This is a genomic window from Streptomyces zingiberis (assembly GCF_012034935.1).
Lineage (GTDB): Bacteria > Actinomycetota > Actinomycetes > Streptomycetales > Streptomycetaceae > Streptomyces > Streptomyces zingiberis.
Map to the genome: position 1 here is coordinate 114,576 of NZ_JAATEN010000016.1, position 17,050 is coordinate 131,625.

At 78.7% G+C, this 17,050-nt stretch carries 14 protein-coding genes, 1 pseudogene and 1 riboswitch; of the genes and pseudogenes, 11 read left to right on the plus strand and 4 right to left on the minus strand.

All coding sequences use genetic code 11. The annotated features are described in order from the left end of the window. Positions 1 to 239: 239 nt before the first annotated feature. Together HCK00_RS19515 and cobJ are read left to right on the plus strand one after the other, a co-directional pair. Positions 240 to 872, plus strand: coding sequence for a precorrin-8X methylmutase (locus HCK00_RS19515; protein WP_168103331.1), 633 nt, complete (start codon positions 240 to 242; stop codon positions 870 to 872). 421 nt (positions 873 to 1,293) lie between these two features. Then, the gene (gene cobJ / locus HCK00_RS19520) at positions 1,294 to 3,126 is read left to right on the plus strand and encodes a precorrin-3B C(17)-methyltransferase (protein WP_240965729.1); all 1,833 of its coding nucleotides are present in this window, start codon (positions 1,294 to 1,296) and stop codon (positions 3,124 to 3,126) included. A 56-nt stretch (positions 3,127 to 3,182) separates the two neighbouring features. Here cobJ and HCK00_RS27790 read toward each other — a convergent pair whose 3' ends face one another. Next, positions 3,183 to 3,872: a cobalt-precorrin-6A reductase gene (locus HCK00_RS27790; RefSeq protein WP_240965732.1), complete on the minus strand. Its 690-nt coding sequence runs from the start codon at positions 3,870 to 3,872 to the stop codon at positions 3,183 to 3,185. 207 nt (positions 3,873 to 4,079) lie between these two features. On the opposite strand from HCK00_RS27790, the gene HCK00_RS27795 reads away from it, so the two are divergent. After that, positions 4,080 to 5,444: a cobalt-precorrin-5B (C(1))-methyltransferase gene (locus tag HCK00_RS27795; protein WP_240965699.1), complete on the plus strand. Its 1,365-nt coding sequence runs from the start codon at positions 4,080 to 4,082 to the stop codon at positions 5,442 to 5,444. 316 nt (positions 5,445 to 5,760) lie between these two features. Here the strand turns inward: HCK00_RS27795 and cobM are convergent. Together cobM and cbiE are read right to left on the minus strand one after the other, a co-directional pair. Continuing rightward, positions 5,761 to 6,504: pseudogene (cobM, locus tag HCK00_RS19535) on the minus strand (precorrin-4 C(11)-methyltransferase); the annotation flags it as partial. Next, complete coding sequence (gene cbiE / locus HCK00_RS19540; RefSeq protein WP_168103295.1) at positions 6,501 to 7,751, minus strand: precorrin-6y C5,15-methyltransferase (decarboxylating) subunit CbiE; 1,251 nt, start codon at positions 7,749 to 7,751, stop codon at positions 6,501 to 6,503. The pseudogene cobM and the gene cbiE, both read right to left, overlap by 4 nt. Before the next feature lie 382 nt (positions 7,752 to 8,133). Continuing rightward, positions 8,134 to 8,280: riboswitch (cobalamin riboswitch) on the minus strand. A gap of 540 nt (positions 8,281 to 8,820) precedes the next feature. On the opposite strand from cbiE, the gene HCK00_RS19545 reads away from it, so the two are divergent. The 6 genes from HCK00_RS19545 to HCK00_RS19570 are packed head-to-tail and all read left to right on the plus strand — an operon-like array spanning position 8,821 to position 14,760. Next, the gene (locus HCK00_RS19545; RefSeq protein WP_168103296.1) at positions 8,821 to 11,118 is read left to right on the plus strand and encodes an ATP-binding protein; all 2,298 of its coding nucleotides are present in this window, start codon (positions 8,821 to 8,823) and stop codon (positions 11,116 to 11,118) included. A gap of 8 nt (positions 11,119 to 11,126) precedes the next feature. Then, positions 11,127 to 11,528, plus strand: coding sequence for a roadblock/LC7 domain-containing protein (locus tag HCK00_RS19550; protein ID WP_168103297.1), 402 nt, complete (start codon positions 11,127 to 11,129; stop codon positions 11,526 to 11,528). Next, complete coding sequence (locus HCK00_RS19555; protein ID WP_168103298.1) at positions 11,525 to 11,887, plus strand: DUF742 domain-containing protein; 363 nt, start codon at positions 11,525 to 11,527, stop codon at positions 11,885 to 11,887. Before HCK00_RS19550 ends, HCK00_RS19555 begins: the two co-directional genes overlap by 4 nt. Beyond that, on the plus strand, positions 11,865 to 12,524 hold the full coding sequence (locus HCK00_RS19560; protein WP_168103299.1) for a GTP-binding protein: 660 nt from the start codon (positions 11,865 to 11,867) through the stop codon (positions 12,522 to 12,524). Before HCK00_RS19555 ends, HCK00_RS19560 begins: the two co-directional genes overlap by 23 nt. After that, positions 12,521 to 13,963 (plus strand): cytochrome P450 family protein, encoded by a 1,443-nt coding sequence (locus HCK00_RS19565; RefSeq protein ID WP_240965700.1) that lies wholly within the window; start codon positions 12,521 to 12,523, stop codon positions 13,961 to 13,963. Before HCK00_RS19560 ends, HCK00_RS19565 begins: the two co-directional genes overlap by 4 nt. Next, positions 13,960 to 14,760, plus strand: coding sequence for an SDR family NAD(P)-dependent oxidoreductase (locus HCK00_RS19570; RefSeq protein ID WP_168103300.1), 801 nt, complete (start codon positions 13,960 to 13,962; stop codon positions 14,758 to 14,760). Before HCK00_RS19565 ends, HCK00_RS19570 begins: the two co-directional genes overlap by 4 nt. 50 nt (positions 14,761 to 14,810) lie before the next feature. On the opposite strand, the gene HCK00_RS19575 is transcribed toward HCK00_RS19570, so the two are convergent. Then, positions 14,811 to 15,230 (minus strand): HIT family protein, encoded by a 420-nt coding sequence (locus HCK00_RS19575; protein ID WP_168103301.1) that lies wholly within the window; start codon positions 15,228 to 15,230, stop codon positions 14,811 to 14,813. 81 nt (positions 15,231 to 15,311) lie between these two features. Here HCK00_RS19575 and HCK00_RS19580 point away from each other — a divergent pair, with 81 nt between their 5' ends. After that, positions 15,312 to 15,452 (plus strand): hypothetical protein, encoded by a 141-nt coding sequence (locus HCK00_RS19580; RefSeq protein ID WP_168103302.1) that lies wholly within the window; start codon positions 15,312 to 15,314, stop codon positions 15,450 to 15,452. Next, positions 15,452 to 16,834 (plus strand): NADP-specific glutamate dehydrogenase, encoded by a 1,383-nt coding sequence (gene gdhA / locus HCK00_RS19585; RefSeq protein ID WP_168103303.1) that lies wholly within the window; start codon positions 15,452 to 15,454, stop codon positions 16,832 to 16,834. The genes HCK00_RS19580 and gdhA overlap by 1 nt, the downstream gene beginning before the upstream one ends. Positions 16,835 to 17,050 lie beyond the last annotated feature (216 nt).

The following is a 17,050-nucleotide window of genomic DNA, read 5'->3' on the forward strand; positions in this document are numbered from 1 at the left end:
GCACGCGGAGGAGAACCCCCGGCCCCTGCCCGGGAACGCACGGCGGACGGGGCGATGGCCGGGGCCACGGGGCGGACGCCCCCTCCACCGGCCCGGGCACCGCCCCCGCCGCCGCGGGCGGCCGGCCCGGCGCCGCGGGACCGGGCCTCCCGGACCCTCCCGGCGCCCCTGCCGGGCCACCGCCGGGCGGCGGACGGCGGCCCGCCGGACCACGGCACCATCACACGAGCGAGGACCTTGTGACCGGTTACGCGTACGAGAAGGACGGTGCGGCCATCTACCGCGCCTCCTTCGCCACCATCCGAGCCGAGGCCGACCTCGGCGGTCTGCCGGCGGACCTCTCCCGGGTCGCCGTGCGCATGATCCACGCCTGTGGCATGACCGACCTGGTGCGCGATCTCGCCTGGAGCCCGGGCGTCGTGGCGCGCGGCCGGGCGGCCCTGCTCGCCGGCGCGCCCGTGCTCTGCGACGCGCGGATGGTGGCCGAGGGGATCACCCGCCGGCGGCTGCCCGCCGGGAACGACGTGGTGTGCACCCTCGCCGACCCCTCGGTCCCGGAGCTGGCGCGCCGGCTGGGCACCACGCGCAGCGCCGCCGCGCTGGAGCTGTGGCGCGACCGGCTGGAGGGCGCGGTGGTCGCCGTCGGCAACGCCCCGACCGCCCTCTTCCGGCTGCTGGAGCTGGTCGGCGAGGGGGCGGGCCGGCCGGCGGCGGTGGTCGGCGTCCCGGTGGGGTTCATCGGCGCCGCCGAGTCCAAGGAGGCACTGGCGGCCCACCCGTCGGGCCTCGACCACCTGGTGGTGCGGGGGCGGCGCGGCGGCAGCGCCATGGCGGCCGCCGCGATCAACGCGATGGCGAGCGAGGAGGAGTGACGCGCGGCCGGTTCGCGGGGACCGCCCGTGCGGCCCGGCGCCGAACCGGCCTCCCGCGCACTGTTCCGTTCGTTCCGCCTGTTCCGTGTCCGCGGGAGTTCCGTTTCTCCCCGCGGACGGGAGCCGCCCCACCCCGGCCCTCCCGGGCCGCCCGACAACCTACGGAGTCCCGATGAGCGAGCAGCAGCAGCGGCGCCCGGCACCCACGGCGGACGCCGGGCCGCCCGCCACGGACCGGCGGGCGCCGGTGACCGGCCCCGGCCGGGAGGACCGGGAGGACCGCCACGACCGGCACGACCGGCGGCACCCGGAGACGGCCCCCCGCCCGGCCGCCGGACCGGAAGCCGGGGCGGAAGCCGGGACGGGGGGCTCCACCGGCCGTCTCTACGGCGTGGGGCTCGGCCCCGGCGATCCGTCCCTGATGACCCTGCGCGCCGTGGAGGTGATCACCGGCGCGGAGGTGGTCGCGTACCACAGCGCCCGGCACGGCCGCAGCGTCGCCCGGGCCATCGCCGCCCGCCACCTCCGCCCCGGCCAGCTCGAGGAGCGGCTCGTCTACCCCGTCACCACCGGGACCACCGACCACCCCGGCGGCTACCGGGGCGCGCTGGAGGAGTTCTACGCCGAGGCCGCCGCCCGGCTCGCCGCGCACCTGGACGCCGGGCGCTCGGTGGCGCTGCTCGCCGAGGGCGACCCGCTGTTCTACGGCTCCTACATGCACATGCACAAGCGGCTCGCCGACCGCTATCCGACCGAGGTGGTCCCCGGGGTGACCTCGGTGAGCGCGGCCGCCGCGCGGCTGGGCACCCCGCTGGTGGAGGGCGAGGAGGTGCTGACCGTCCTGCCCGGCACGCTGCCGGAGGAGGAGCTGACGGCGCGGCTGGCCGCGGCGGACGCGGCGGCCGTGCTGAAGCTGGGCCGCACCTTCCCGTCCGTCCGGCGGGCCCTGGAGCGGGCGGGCCGGCTGGACGAGGCCCGGTACGTGGAACGCGCCACGACGGACGCGGAACGGACCGCTCCGCTGGCCGGGGTGGACCCGGCCACGGTGCCGTACTTCTCCCTGGCCGTGCTCCCCAGCCGGGTGGCCGCGGTCCCGCCCCCCGGGCCGTCCGGACCGCCCGGGCCCGAACGGCCCGGGGAGGGCGCCGGAGCCGGTCCTCTCTCCCCCGGCCGGCCCGGCGCGGGTTCCCCCATGGAGTCCGCCGGGGGGACGGGTGACCCGGCCGGCCGGCCCGGGGACGGCGAGGTCCCGGGGGGCGGCATTCCGGGCGATGCGCCCCCCGTTCCCGCGGGCGTGCCCGGCGCACGGCCGGCGGCGGGGTTCTCCGCCCCGGCGGACCGGCGCGCGGCCGTACCCGCGTCCGCCACCCCCTCCGCCGTCCCGCCGGCCACCGCCGGCGCCACCGCCGCCTCCCCGGCCGGCGCCACCGCGTCCGGGGAACCGCTCCCCGCCGGTGTGCCGGCCACCCCCGACGAGGCGGCCGGGTCCGGTCCCGGTGAGGTGGTCGTCGTCGGGCTCGGTCCCGCCGGGCCGCTCTGGCTGACCCCGGAGGCGCGCGGCGCGCTGGCCCGCGCCGAGGACCTCGTCGGCTACACCACGTATCTCGACCGGGTGCCCCCGCGCCCCGGCCGGCGGCGGCACGCCTCCGACAACAAGGTGGAGGCCGAGCGCGCCGAGTTCGCCCTCGAACTGGCGCGCCGGGGGCGCCGGGTGGCCGTCGTCTCCTCCGGCGACCCGGGGGTGTTCGCGATGGCGACCGCCGTGCTGGAGGCGGCGGCCGGCGATCCGTACCGCGAGGTGCCGGTCCGGGTGGTGCCGGGGGTGACGGCCGCGCACGCGGCGGCCGCCCGGGCCGGAGCCCCGCTGGGCCACGACTACGCGGTCATCTCCCTCTCCGACCGGCTGAAGCCCTGGGACGTGATCGCCGGCCGGCTGCGCGCCGCGGCCGCCGCCGATCTGGTGCTGGCGCTCTACAACCCCGCCTCCCGCAGCCGGGTCCACCAGGTGGCCGAGGCGCGGGAGGTACTGCTGGAACACCGGAAGCCGGACACGCCGGTGGTGGTGGCGCGGGACGTGGGCGGCCCGGAGGAGAGCGTGCGGATCGTGCCACTGGCCGGCCTCGAGCCGGAGCGGGTGGACATGCGCACCATCCTGCTCGTCGGCTCGTCCCGGACCCGCACGGCCCGGCGGGGCGACGGCTCCGAGGTCGCCTGGACCCCGCGGCGGTACCCGCCGGACCCCTCACGGCCGTGACCGGTCCGGCGGGTGGCGCCGCGGGGTCCGGTGCTCCGGGACCGGCCGGTGAGCGGTCAGCCGAAGCGTTCCCGCAGCCACTCCAGGGCCTCGTCCTCCCCGGTCACCAGCGGCACCCCGGCCGGTGGTTCGGGCCGCCGGACCAGGACCACCGGCAGGCCGGCGAGGCGGGCGGCGGTCAGCTTGGCGGCGGTGGCGTCACCGCCGCTGTCCTTGGTCACCAGGACGTCGACGCGGTGCTCGCGGAGCAGTTCCCGCTCGCCGTCCAGGGTGAACGGCCCCCGCGCGAGCAGGAGCCGGTGGCGGGGCGGGAGCGGCGGGTCCGGGGGGTCGACGGTGCGGATGAGGAACCACGGGCCGGTCAGGCCCGCGAAGGCGGCGAGCCCGGTGCGCCCGGTGGTGAGCAGGACGCGGCCGCCCAGCGAGGGGAGGAGACGTGCCGCGGCGTCGAGGGAGGCGGCCGGGCGCCAGTCGTCACCCGGGCCGGCCACCCAGCCGGGCCGCCGCACCACCAGCAGGGGAACATGGGCGTCGGCGGCGGCACGGGCCGCGTGCCGGGTGATCGTGTCCGCGAAGGGATGAGTGGCGTCGATGAGCGCGTCCACCCGCTGCTCACGCAGCCAGCGGGCCAGGCCCTCCGGGCCGCCGAAGCCCCCGACGCGCACTTCGCCGGCGGGCAGCCGGGGCCGCGCGACCCGTCCGGCGAGTGAACTGGTGACCCGCGGGCCGGAGCCGCCGGCCAGCATCCCGGCGAGGCGCCGGGCCTCGCCGGTGCCGCCCAGGATCAGGACGTGGCGCCGCACGCCCGGTCCTCCTCCCGCCACCGGCGGCCGGGCCCCGGCCCCGGGCGGCCGGTGCGCCCGGTACACCCGGGGCGCGATCCCCGGGCACCGCCCACCGCGCCGCGCCACCGCCGTGCCGCCCCCCGCACCGTCCGCCACCCGGAGCGCTCCATGACCCCCTCCGAACCCGCCGGCCCCGCCGGCTCCCCCGGCCCCGCGGGCCCGTCCGGATCCGGCGGCTCTCCCGAACCCGCCGGCTCTCCCGGCCCCGTAGGCTCTCCCGGCCCCGCAGGCCCGTCCGGATCCGGAGGACCCGCCGGCCGTGCGCCCGCCTCCGGCGGGGCCACGCCGCCCGCGTCCCCGCGCGGCGGACGGGCCGGGCAGCTGGAGCGCTCCGGGCTGCGGCCCGGCTGGACCACCGGGGCCTGTGCCACGGCCGCGGCCACCGCCGCGTACACCGCCCTGCTCACCGGCCGCTTCCCGGACCCCGTGACCGTCACCCTGCCCGGCGGGCAGACGCCCGCCTTCGCCCTCGCCGCCGAGGAGCTGCGCGAGGAGCCGGGACCGGACGGGCCGGTGCGCCGGGCCATGGCCGGGGTGGTCAAGGACGCCGGCGACGACCCGGACGTCACCCACGGCGCCCTGGTCCGGGCGGCCGTCCGGCTGCTGCCGCCGGGCGCCGGGGTGGTCTTCCGCGCCGGTCCGGGCGTGGGCACGGTGACCCGTGCGGGGCTGCCGCTGGACGTGGGGGAACCGGCCGTCAACCCGGTGCCGCGGCGGATGATGCGCGAGCACGCCGCCGCGGTGGCGGCGCGCCACGGCGCCCCCGGCGACCTGGAGATCGAACTCTCGGTGGACGACGGGGAGGAGATCGCCCGCTCCACCTGGAACCCGCGGCTGGGCATCGTGGGCGGGCTCTCGATCCTGGGCACCACCGGGATCGTCGTGCCGTACTCCTGTTCGGCCTGGATCGACTCCATCCGGCGCGGGGTGGACGTGGCGCGGGCGGCCGGGCGCACGCATGTGGCGGGCTGTACCGGTGCCACCTCCGAGCGCACGGCCGCGGCCGTCCACGGGCTGCCGGAGGACGCGCTGCTGGACATGGGCGACTTCGCCGGGGCGGTGCTGAAGTACCTCCGCCGCCACCCGGTGGACCGGCTGACGATCGCGGGCGGCTTCGCCAAGCTCTCCAAGCTCGCCGCGGGCCACCTCGACCTGCACTCCGGGCGCTCCCAGGTCGACCCGCGCCACCTGGCGGCCCTCGCCCGCGAGGCGGGCGCCGGCGAGGACCTGGCCGGCGCCGTCGCGGCCGCCGGAACGGGACTGGAGGCGCTGCGGCTGTGTGCGGCCGGCGGGGTGGCGCTGGGCGACCGGGTCGCGGAGGCGGCGCGCGCCACGGCGCTGGGGGTGCTGCGGGGCGCGCCGGTCACCGTCGACGTCCTCTGCGTGGACCGCGCGGGCGTGGTCGTCGGCCGGGCGGCCCCCGCCGGTCCGCCGGAGCGGGGCACGGCGGGAGGGGCCGCGCGGCAGGACTGAGCCCCGGCGGGCGCCCGCCGGGCGGTCGGGGCGGCGGCGCCCATCCGCGGGGCGGCCTTCCGGCACGGGCCGTCCGCTCCGGGGCGGGAGGCCCGGCCCCCGGCCGGGCACAGCGGGCACACCGGGCTCACCGGCCCACCGGTCCCGGTCCCCCCGCTGGACCGCCGTCCCGGCCGCCGGCGCCACCGACTCCGGACGGGCCCGCGCCCCCGGTGGACGGGGCCGGCGGGGGGCCTGACGGGTCCAGGCGACCGGACGGCTCCGGGTGGCCGGGTGGCTCGGGGCTGCCGGACGGCGCCGGGCAACCGGACGGCCCGGCGCCGCGGTCGCGTCCCGCCGAGTACAGGTGGCTGTCGGGGAACTGCCCGGCGCCCAGCACCCGCCCGACCATGATGACCGCGGTGCGGGTCACCCCGGCCGCGCGCACCTGGTCTCCGATCGTGCCCAGGGGACCGCGGAGCACGAGCTCGTCCGGCCTGCTGGCCCACGCGACCACCGCGGCCGGGCAGTCGGCCCCGTAGTGCGGCAGCAGTTCGGCCACCACCGCGTCCGCGTACCGGGCGGCGAGATGGAGGACGAGCAGCGCGCGGCTGCGGCCCAGCGTCGCCAGGTCCTCGTGCTCGGGCATCGGTGTGGCCTGCCGGGCGATCCGGGTGAGCACCACCGTCTGCCCGACCGCGGGCACCGTCAGCTCCCGTCCGAGGGCCGCGGCCGCCGCCGCGAACGACGGCACCCCGGGCACCATCACGTACGGCACGCCGGCCGCGTCCAGCCGCCGCATCTGCTCGGCCACCGCGCTGAAGACGGACGGGTCGCCGGAGTGCAGCCGGGCCACGTCGTGCCCCTCCCGGTGGGCGCGCACCAGTTCGCCGGTGATCCGGTCCAGGTCGAGCCGGGCGGTGTCCACCAGCCGGGCGCCGGGCGGGCACACGGCGAGCAGTTCGCGCGGCACCAGGCTGCCGGCGTAGAGGCAGACGCGGCAGGAGGCGAGGAGGCGCTGCCCGCGGACCGTGATCAGGTCGGGGGCGCCGGGTCCGGCCCCGATGAAGTACACCGTCACGACGTTTCTCCTCGCTCGGTTCCGTCCGCGGGCGCGGGCTTGGTGACGGCCCACTGGGTGACCGGCATCGCCGGGCGCCAGCCGGTGAAGCCGCCCACCGGCGCGGCGCGGGAGACCGCGATCCGCACGAGTTCACCACCGTGCCGCCGGTGCCAGACGGCGAGCAGCGCCTCCGACTCCAGGGTCACGGTGTTGGCGACCAGGCGGCCGCCGGGCGGCAGCGCCGCCCAGCACGTCTCCAGCAGCCCGGGGGCGGTCAGCCCGCCGCCGACGAACACGGCGTCCGGGGGCCGGAGACCGGGCTCCAGCCCGTCCAGGGCCGCGGGCGCGGTACCGGTGACCACCCGCAGCCCGGGCACCCCCAGCGCCCGCGCGTTGCGGCCGATGCGGTCCGCGCGCCCGGGGTCGCGCTCCACGCTGACGGCCCGGCAGCCGGTCCCGGCGCGCATCCACTCGACGGCCACGCTGCCGGAGCCGCCGCCGACGTCCCACAGCAGCTCACCGGGGGCGGGGGCGAGGGCCGCGAGGGTGGCCGCCCGCACCTGACGCTTCGTCAGCTGCCCGTCGTGCTCGTACGCGGCGTCCGGCAGCCCGGGGACGGCCCCGAGGCGGAGCGTGCCGGGCGCGGGCCGGCAGTCGACCGCGACGACGTTGAGGGGGTCACCGGGCGGGTGCGCCCAGGTACCGGCGGTACCGTCCAGGCGGCGCTCCCGCGGCCCGCCCAGTTGCTCGAGCACCGTCATCGGGCTGGGCCCGTAGCCGCGCTCCCGCACCTCCGCGGCCACCTCGGCGGGGGTGGCGGCGGAGGCGCTCAGGACGAGCAGCCGCCGCCCGGCGCGCAGCGCGGCGGAGAGTTCCGCGACGGGCCGCCCGACCAGGCTGACCACCGCCGTTCCCTCCACCGGCCAGCCGAGCCGGGCGCAGGCGTAGGAGACGGAGGAGACCTGCGGCAGCACGCGCAGCCGCGCCGCGCCCACGGTCTCGGCGAGAGCGCGGCCGATGCCGTGGAACATGGGATCGCCGCTGGCGAGGACGCACAGGCCGCGTCCGGCGTGCGCGGCGAGCAGCCCCGGCAGGGCGGGGCGCAGCGGCGACGGCCAGGGCACCCGTTCCGCCGCGCAGTCGGCGGGTAGCAGGGCGAGCTGGCGCGCGCCGCCGAGCACGGCCCGGGCGCCCCGCAGCGCCTCGCGGGCGGCCGGCCCGAGACCGTCCCAGCCGTCGGCGCCGATCCCGACCACGGTGACCACGCGGTGGCACGAGCCGCCACCGTGGTCGTGATCGCTTCCGGCCGCCGGGGCCGCGGAGCCGGCCGGTCCCACCCCGGGCCCCGGTGCTCCGGCCGCGGGTCCGGGCTCCCCCGCCACCGCCCCGGGCTCTCCGGGCGCCGCCCGCGCTTCCCCGGTCCCGGTGGTCCCGGGCGCCTCTGGGGTCAGGGTGGCTGCGGGGGCCACGGGGTTTCCGGGGGCGTCGGCCGGACCGGCGTTCGCCGCCCCGGAACCGCGCCGGGCGGGCTCCCTCCCGGATCGCCGCCCCGGCAGGCCGCACCCGGACCCGCCGTCCTCGTACCGCACGGATGATCACCGATCCTTCCTGGGGTGTCCTCGCCCCGGGCCGTGGATCGGCGACGGGCCAGTCTCCTGGCTGCCGGATCGTGGCTCGCCCCGCCTTCCGGCCCGTGGGGGCCGTGGCACGGAGGGGTCCGCTCCCCGGTCACAGTGGCGGGACCGCGCCGGAGTCGCACCGGCTTCCTGGTTCCCGTCGCCCTGTTCGGCAGCATCCTCCCCCATCGCGGTCCGGGGAGGAGCGGCGGGTGCGCCCGAGGGCTCGGCCACCCGTCCGAAACCCGCCCTGAGCTGCGATAATTTAAGATGTTTGCCCCGAACAGGGGTTTATGCTCGCCTCCGTGGACCCGAGATCCGTGCCCGTCCGGTACGCCCTCCCCTGCCCGCCGCCCACCGGCGGCCCGGGCCGCGACCGCGCGCCCGGCTCCGGGAGCCGGGGCCGGCCGGCGTCTCCCGCTGCGGCCCGGCCCCAGTACCGGCCGCCGTCCCGGGGGACGGCCCGGCCGGGCGCCGATCGGCCCGGCACCCGGCTCCCCGGCCCGGAGGACACGCGCGGCCCGGACGGCGCGGCGGGCAGGAACGGCACGGCCGGCAGGAGCGCGCCGCCCCGCCCGGACGGCGCGGGCGGCACCGGCGTCACGGGGACGGACCGCACCGGCGGGGCGCCCCGGCCGCCGGTGGCCCGGATACCGGGGGCGGTGCCGCCACCCGCCCGCCCCCGCCGTCCGCCGTCCGCCCGTTCCCGAGGTGTGCCATGGTCCGATCCCCCGCCCTGCTCTCCGCGTCCGTCTCCCTTCTCTCCCGCCGCCGGCTCGTCCGCGCGGCCGCCCTGCTGCTGGCCGCCGTGGCCGTCACGGATCCGTGGGCGGGCGGTCTGTCCGCCGGCTGGGCCCTGGCCTGCCACGCCCTGACCGCCGGTCTCCTCGTCGCCCTCTTCGAACGGACGCTGGCGATGCTGCGCGGCGCCGAGCGGGACGCCCACGCCGCCCGGGAGGAGGCGGCACGGCACGACGCCGAGTGGCGGGACTTCTGCGCCCGTCAGGACGTCCGGCGGGAGGAAACGGTCCGTCATCTGGCCGAGGTCCGGCTGCCGGCCGCGCTCGCGGGAGCACGGGTGCCGGCCGCGTGCCCCGGGGAGAGTCACCCGGGTACGGCCCAGGGCCATGAGCGGGTGCTGGCCACGGCCACCGCCGCGGTGCGGGCCGTCCGGGAACGCGAGGAGTCGCTGCGGCTGGTGGTGGTGGCGCTGGCCCGCCGGGTGCAGGCGTCCTCGCACCGCATCCAGGAGGAGATGGCCGCCCTCGAGACCCACCACTCCGGCCACCCCGACGTGCTGGAGGCCGGGATGCGGGGCGACCACGCGGCGGCGCAGCAGGCGCGGCTGGCGCAGAGCCTCGCGGTGCTGTGCGACGAATGGCCGGGGCAGCGCTGGCAGAAGCCGCACGCTCTGGTGGACGTGGTCCGCGCGGGCGCGTCCCGGATCACGGCGTATCAGCGGGTGCGGGTCTGCGGTGACCAGGAGGTCGCGGTGGCGGCGGAGGCCGTGGAGCCACTGGTGCACGTCGTGGCGGAACTGCTGGCCAACGCCACCCAGTGCGCCCCGCCGACCACCCAGGTCGAGGTGGCCGTCCGCACCGTCACCCGGGGAGCGGTCGTCGAGATCGACGACGCCGGCCTGGGCATGGACGAGTACGCGCTGGAGGGGGCCCGGGAGGTGGCCTCCGGCCGGCGGCTGCTGGGCTTCGCCGATCTGGGGGAGGTCCCGCAGACCGGGCTGGCCGTGGTCGGGCGCTACGCGGAGCGGCACCGGCTGGGGGTGGACCTGCTGCCGTCGCCGTACGGCGGGGTACGCGCCGTCGTACTGGTGCCGGCGGTGCTGCTGCGGGCCCTGGAGCCGGCCACCGTACCCGCCTCGCGGCGCCCGGCCGGCGAGGTGGCGGTACCCGCGGGGACCGTCGCGGCCTCCGGTGGCACCGGGCTGCCGCAGCGCCGCTCGGCACGGCACCGGGCCGCGGTGCCCCCCGTGTCGGCCCTCACCGGGCTGACCGGTCCCGCCCCCGTCACCGGTGCCGCGGGCGCCACGGCGGAGGAGCAGCCGGCGTCCCTCTCCCCCGAGCGCGCCGGGGCGTGGATGGGCGCCCTCTTCGCCGGCGGCCGTGCGCCCGCCGGCCACCGGCCGGAGGACGCCGGGGTGCCGGACGCGGGCCCCGACGGGAGACCGAACGGCACCGTCCCGGCCACCCCGGACGCGGACGACGGCACCCGCCTCGCCGCCGGGGACCCGCCGGAGCGCGGTCAGGACGGGCCCGCCGCGGGTGTACCCGGCGGGCCGGACGCGGAGGGCGGCACCGGCGGCCCGGGCCTCCCGGAGGTCACCGGCACCCCCGGCCACACCGGCACCGGCACCGGCACCGGCACCGGCCGCACGTACGCCCCCGGAGGGGCGGACCTCACGAGCGCGGCCGGAACGGAGTACGGGGGCGTCCCGGACGGACCGGACGTGCCCGGCCCGGCCGGCGTGGTGCCCACCGGGCCGGCGCCGGCGGGGCCGGCGGCGGTGGGACCGGCGGCGGAGGGACCGGCGGCGGAGGGACCGTTGCTGGATGGGCCGCCCGCGCCGGTCACGGCGCAGTCCCCGCCGGACGGCCCGGCCGGCCCGACCCGCACCTCCGGCCCCTCCGGCCCGGAGAGCCCCTCCGGCCCGGACGCCCCGGATGCCCCGTCCGCCGCCGGTCCCGCCGTCCCGCGCCCCGCGGGCCGCGGCCGGCGCGGGCGGCCCGCCGCGGGCCCCGGCCCGTGGCGCCGCGTCTCCGCCCTTCGCGCCGCGGCCCAAGTGGCCCCGGCGGCCCCCGCGGCTCCGATCACGCTTCCGCCGTCGCCGGGACCCGGCGGCCCCGGCGGCGGGGAGGAGCCCGCCGGAGACCCGGCAGCGGAGCAGGCCCCCCGCGCAGCCGGGGCACGCGCCCCGCGCACCACGGCGGCCCCCGGCACCGGGAGCCCGCGGCACGCCGGGCGCCCGGCCACCGACGACGTGACGGGAGGGACCGCATGACGCCCCGGATGGACAGCCCCGCCGGCCGGGACTGGATGGTGGCGGACGTCGCCTCGGTGCCGGGGGTATGGCACGCGGTGGTCCTCAGCGCCGACGGCCTGCCGATGGCCCGTTCCGAGGGCACCGGCCGGGAGGGCGCCGACCGGCTCGCGGCCGCCTGCTGCGGTCTGCAGTCCCTCGCCCGCGGGCTGGGACGGGAGTTCGGCAGCGGCACCCGGGACGTGCTCCAGCAGATGGTGGAGTTCGAGGGCGGTTTCCTCTTCGTGGTCGCCGCCGGGCAGGGCTCCCACCTGGCCGTCGTCACGGACGCCGCGGTGGATCCGCGGCTGATCGCCCAGCAGATGCGCGTCCAGGTCAACCGGATCGGCAGCCATCTGCCGGCCCCGCCCCGCCAGGGCGCCGTCTCATGAGCGGGCCCCGGGAGTACCGGGACTCGCCGCTGCGGCCGTACGTCCTCACCGGGGGGCGGGCCCGCCCCAGCCGGAACACGGTCGCGCTGGACACCCTGGTCGTCGCCGCGGGCCGGGAGGAGGAACTGCCCGTCTCGGCCAGCCGCCAGGAGCGGGCACTGCTGCGGATGTGCTCCCGGCTGCTGTCCCTGGCGGAGGCCGCGGCCCATCTGGGGCTGCCGGTGTCCACGGTGACCGTTCTCGCCTCGGACCTGGTGGACGCCGGGCATCTCACGGCCCGGACGGGCGTCCCCCCGGCCGCGCGGAGCGACGGCGACCTGCTGCGGGAGGTGCTCGATGGTCTCCGCCGGCTCCGCTGAGCCCGCCGGCCCCCGCGAGCCGCGCCCCCTGGCGGAGCCGGTGCCGCCGGCCACCGGGCGCTATCTGCCCGACACCGTGGAACGGGCGGTGAAGCTGCTGGTCGTCGGGGCGTTCGGGGTCGGCAAGACCACGCTGATCGGATCGGTCAGCGAGATCGCGCCGCTGCGCACCGAGGAGGTGATGACGGAGGAGAGCGCCGGGGTCGACGACCTCGCCGGGCTGGCCGGGAAGACGACCACCACGGTGGCGCTGGACTTCGGCCGCGTCACCCTCAACCCCGGTCTGGTGCTGTACCTCTTCGGCACGCCCGGCCAGCGGCGCTTCTGGGATCTGTGGGAGGGGCTGGCGGAGGGCGCGCTGGGGGTCCTGGTGATGGTGGACACCCGCCGGCTGACCGACAGCTTCGAGGTGCTGGAACAGCTGGAGCTGCGCGGGCTGCCGTTCGCCGTGGCCGTCAACCACTTCCCGGACACCCCCCGCCACCACACCGCGGGGGATCTGCGCCGCGCCCTGGACCTGCTGCCCGGGACACCGGTCGTGGTGTGTGACGCCCGCCGGCGCCGCTCCGCCCGTGACGCCCTGATCGCCCTCGTGGAGTACGTCTCCGCCACCGCCGCACCGGAGGTGCACCGATGACCACCGAGACGCCCCCCGGCTGCCCGGCCCACCCCGCGGTGGCCGCGCACGCCGCCCCGCGCACCGGCCCGCACACCGGCGGCGCGGCCGCCCCGCCCGTACCGCTCCGCTCCCTCACCGGGGCCGGGGCCCCGGCCGCGTACGAGCGGCTGCGCGCCGCGTGGGGGCCGGTCGCCCCCGTCGAGCTGGCGGCCGGGCTGCCCGGCTGGCTGGTGCTGGGCTACCGGGAGGTGCTCGCCGTGACCCGGCAGGAACAGACCTTCTCCCGCGACGCCCGCCACTGGCGGGACCTGGCCGGCGGCGCCGTCCCGCCGGACTCGCCGCTGCTGCCGATGATGGCGCACCGCGACACCGTCGCCGGGCGGGACGGTGTCGAACACCAGCGGCTGCGCCGGCCCCTGGTGGACGCCATGGCCGCCGCCGATCAGCGCCGCATGCGCCGTTCGGTGGAGGCCGTCTGCGCCGGGCTGCTGGCGGCGTTCACCGGGCGCGGCACCGCCGACCTGGTCGCCGAGTACGCGCGGACGGTGCCGCTGCTCGCTCTCGGCGGGCTGTTCGGCCTGGACCGGTCCGAGGCGCGGGAGCTGCTGCGGGCCCGGTCCGCACTGCTCTCCGGCGACCGGTCCGCGCCCGCGGCGCGCCGCTTCGAGGAGATCCTGACCGTCCTGGTGCGGGACCGCCGCGCGGCCCCCCGGCCCGATCTGACCTCCGCCTTCCTCGCCCATCCCGATCTGCGGGACGACGCCGAGGTCCTGCGCTCCATGGTCGTCATGATCTCGGCGGGCAACGAGACGACCACCGCGTGGATCGCCAACACCCTGCGGCTGATGCTGACCGACCGGCGGCTGCGGGGCCGGCTGCACGGCGGGCGGCTCGGTGTCGACGAGGCGCTGGACGAAGTCCTGTGGCAGGATCCGCCGCTGGCCGTGCTCCCGGCCCGTTTCGCGCTGCACGACACCGAGCTGGGCGGGCGTCCGATCCGCCGGGGCGACGCCCTGGTCCTCGGGCTGGCCGCCGCCGGCGCCGACCCCTCCGTCCGGCCGGCCGACCCCGACGGCCTGCTCGGCAACCGCGCCCATCTGGCCTTCTCCGCCGGCGCGCACGCCTGCCCGGCGCAGGTGACCGCGCGGCTGATCGCGCGGACCGCCGTGGAGACCGCGCTGCGCGCGCTGCCCGGGGTCACCCTCGCGGCACCGGCGGAGGAACCGGCCTGGCGGCCCTCGCCCTGGACCCGCTGCCCGGCCGCGCTGCCGGTGCGCTTCGCCCCCGGCGGCGGGCGCCCGGCGCCGGACGGCGCCCCGCCCGTCCCGGCACCGGCGGCCGGCGGGCCCGAGCCACCGCCCACCGCCCCCGGAGAGCCGCCCGCCGCCGCCCGGATTCCCCACCCCGCCCCACCTCGCCCGCACCACCGTTCCGGTTCCGGAGGTTTCCCGTCATGACTTCGCACGAGTGCGCTCCGGCCGGCGCCCCGCCCGCCGGCAGGGCGGACACCCCGCCCGTGGCGCTGGTGACCGGGGCCTCCTCCGGTATCGGCGCGGCCGTGGCACGGCTGCTGGCCGCCACCGGCGGGCGGCGGCTGCTGCTCAGCGGCCGGGACGAGCGGCGGCTGGCGGAGGTCGCCGCCGCCACCGGGGGGACCGCGCTCCGCGCCGACCTGTCGGCGGCGGAGGGCTGCCGCGCCCTCGCCGGGCGGGCCGTCGAGGCCGCCGGGCGGGTGGACCTGCTGGTGGCGAACGCCGGCATCGGCTGGAAGGGCCGGTTCACCCAGATGCCGGCCGAGACGCTGGACCAGGTGGTGGCCGTCGATTTCCTGGCCACCTTGCACCTGGTGCGGGAGCTGCTGCCGGCGATGGTGCGGCGCGGCCACGGCCAGGTGGTGCTGGTGGGCTCCGTCGCGGGGACGGTGGGGGTGGCCGGGGAGAGCGTCTACGCGGCGGCCAAGGGCGGTCTCACCGTCTTCGCGGACAGTCTCCGCCAGGAGCTGCCGGGGACGGGCGTGACGGTGTCGGTGGTGCTGCCCGGCGCGATCGGCACCCCGTTCTTCGAGCGGCGCGGCGCGCCCTATGACCGGGCCCGGCCGCGCCCGGTGGCACCGGAGCGGGCGGCCCGGGCCGTGCTGCGGGCCGTGGAGCACGGCCGCCCCGAGGTGTTCGTGCCGGCCTGGCTGCGCGTCCCGGCGCGGCTGCGCGGCGCGGCGCCGGGGCTCTACGGGCGGCTGGCGTCCCGTTTCGGCTGAGGGCGGCCGGTGGCCGGGCCGCGCCGGGCGCGTCCGCCGGTACCCGCCCGTCAGTCCGCGCCGTCCAGTTCCGCCCGCAGCCGGGCGGCCACCGCCGCGGCCTCCTCCTCGGAGGCGTAGCGGCCGCGGGGCCAGAAGAAGCCGCGCAGCCCGTCCCGCGGGTTGCGCGGAACGACGTGCACATGGAGGTGCGGGACGGACTGACCGACCCGGTTGTTGGCGGCGACGAACGAGCCGGCGGCGGCCGTCGCGCGCTCCACCGCGCGGGTGATCCGCCGCACCCGCAGGAAGAACGGCCCGGTCTCCTCCTCGGTCAGCTCGGTGAGGGTGGCGGCGTGGCGCCGCGGCACCACCAGCACATGGCCGGGGAAGAGCGGCCGGCTGTCCAGGAAGGCCACGGCCGTGCCGTCCGCCCAGATCCGGTGGGCGGCGGCCCGCCCGCCGGCGATCGCACAGAAGAGGCAGTCCACCGGCCCAGTGAACGGGGTGGCACGGTGTCCGTACCGATCAGCGCGCCGGGCCGCCCGGAGCGGGCAGACATAATCGCACCAGTGGCTGTCACCGATCACTCATCGCTGATCACCGTCCCGGCGGCCACGACGCACGGCACGCTTCAACGACGAGGCGTCGTCCCCGGAGACGACATGACGCCCCCCGCACGGCCGCATGTCGGGAGAAGGAGCGAGAACTGATGGAGCCGCGCACCACCGCACAGGCACCACCCCGTCCCGGACAGGACCGGATGATCGAATCACTCTACGGCGAGATCCTGCGGCGCAACCCCGGGGAGGCGGAGTTCCACCAGGCCGTCCGGGAGGTGCTGGAGACGCTGGGCCCGGTCCTGGCCCGGCGCCCCGAGTTCGCCGAGGCGAAGATCGTGGAGCGGATAGCGGAACCGGAACGGCAGCTGATCTTCCGTGTCCCGTGGACCGCGGACTCCGGGGAGGTCCACGTCAACCGCGGCTTCCGGGTGGAGTTCAGCAGCTCGCTCGGGCCGTACAAGGGCGGACTGCGCTTCCACCCCTCGGTGAACCTCGGCATCGTCAAGTTCCTGGGGTTCGAGCAGATCTTCAAGAACGCGCTCACCGGTATGCCGATCGGCGGCGGCAAGGGCGGCAGCGACTTCGACCCCAAGGGCCGCTCCGACGCGGAGGTCATGCGGTTCTGCCAGTCGTTCATGACCGAGCTCTACCGCCATCTGGGCGAGTACACCGACGTGCCGGCCGGTGACATCGGCGTGGGCGGCCGGGAGATCGGCTACCTGTTCGGCCAGTACAAGCGGATCACCAACCGCCACGAGTCCGGCGTCCTCACCGGCAAGGGGCTCGGCTGGGGCGGCGCACAGGCCCGCACCGAGGCCACCGGGTACGGCTGCGTGATGTTCACCGCCGAGATGCTCCGCGCCCGCGGCGAGGAGCTGGCGGGCAAGCGGGTCGCGGTCTCCGGCTCCGGCAATGTCGCGATCTACGCCGCGGAGAAGGCGCAGCAGCTCGGCGCCGAGGTCATCACCGCCTCCGACTCCTCGGGTTACGTCGTCGACGAGAAGGGCCTGGACCTCGCGCTGCTGAAGGAGGTCAAGGAGGTGAACCGCGGCCGGATCTCGGAGTACGCCGAGCGGCGCGGCCCGGCGGCCCGTTTCGTCGCCGGCGGCGGTGTGTGGGAGGTGCCGTGCGACGTGGCCCTGCCCTGCGCCACGCAGAACGAGCTGACCGCCTCCGACGCGGCCGCCCTGGTCCGCGGCGGCGTGCTCGCCGTGGCGGAGGGCGCGAACATGCCCACCACCCCTGAGGCGGTGCGGGTGTTCCAGGAGGCGGGTGTCGCGTTCGGGCCCGGCAAGGCGGCCAACGCGGGCGGTGTGGCCACCAGCGCGCTGGAAATGCAGCAGAACGCGTCCCGGGACTCGTGGACCTTCGCCCACACCGAGGAGCGGCTCGGGGAGATCATGACCCACATCCACGGCTCCTGTCACGAGACGGCGGAGCGGTACGGCCGGCCGGGCAACTACGTGGCCGGCGCCAACATCGCCGGTTTCGAGATCGTCGCGGAGGCGATGCTCGCCCAGGGCCTGGTCTGATCCCCGGCAGCCGCCGTTCACGCCCGGCCGTCTCCCACCCGGGGCGGCCGGGCGTACGGCGTCCGGCCCCCCGGCGGGGCGGGCCTGAGGAACGGTCCACGCGGCGGCGGAGCGCGGGCAGGGCCGGAGCCCGCCGTTCCGCCGTACCGTGCACATGCACGGGGGCGGGGCCGCTACGCTCGGCTGCCGAGACCCGGCAGAAACGCTCAACCACCC

What these genes read in the sequence shown, in the direction of transcription:
- HCK00_RS19550 (WP_168103297.1), top strand. Translation starts at nt 11,127, where the DNA reads ATGGACAGCCCCGCCGGCCGGGACTGGATGGTGGCGGACGTCGCCTCG.
- HCK00_RS27790 (WP_240965732.1), bottom strand. Translation starts at nt 3,872, where the DNA reads ATGCTGGCCGGCGGCTCCGGCCCGCGGGTCACCAGTTCACTCGCCGGA.
- HCK00_RS19570 (WP_168103300.1), top strand. Translation starts at nt 13,960, where the DNA reads ATGACTTCGCACGAGTGCGCTCCGGCCGGCGCCCCGCCCGCCGGCAGG.
- HCK00_RS27795 (WP_240965699.1), top strand. Translation starts at nt 4,080, where the DNA reads ATGACCCCCTCCGAACCCGCCGGCCCCGCCGGCTCCCCCGGCCCCGCG.
- HCK00_RS19560 (WP_168103299.1), top strand. Translation starts at nt 11,865, where the DNA reads ATGGTCTCCGCCGGCTCCGCTGAGCCCGCCGGCCCCCGCGAGCCGCGC.
- HCK00_RS19545 (WP_168103296.1), top strand. Translation starts at nt 8,821, where the DNA reads ATGGTCCGATCCCCCGCCCTGCTCTCCGCGTCCGTCTCCCTTCTCTCC.
- cobJ (WP_240965729.1), top strand. Translation starts at nt 1,294, where the DNA reads ATGACCCTGCGCGCCGTGGAGGTGATCACCGGCGCGGAGGTGGTCGCG.
- gdhA (WP_168103303.1), top strand. Translation starts at nt 15,452, where the DNA reads ATGGAGCCGCGCACCACCGCACAGGCACCACCCCGTCCCGGACAGGAC.
- HCK00_RS19565 (WP_240965700.1), top strand. Translation starts at nt 12,521, where the DNA reads ATGACCACCGAGACGCCCCCCGGCTGCCCGGCCCACCCCGCGGTGGCC.
- HCK00_RS19555 (WP_168103298.1), top strand. Translation starts at nt 11,525, where the DNA reads ATGAGCGGGCCCCGGGAGTACCGGGACTCGCCGCTGCGGCCGTACGTC.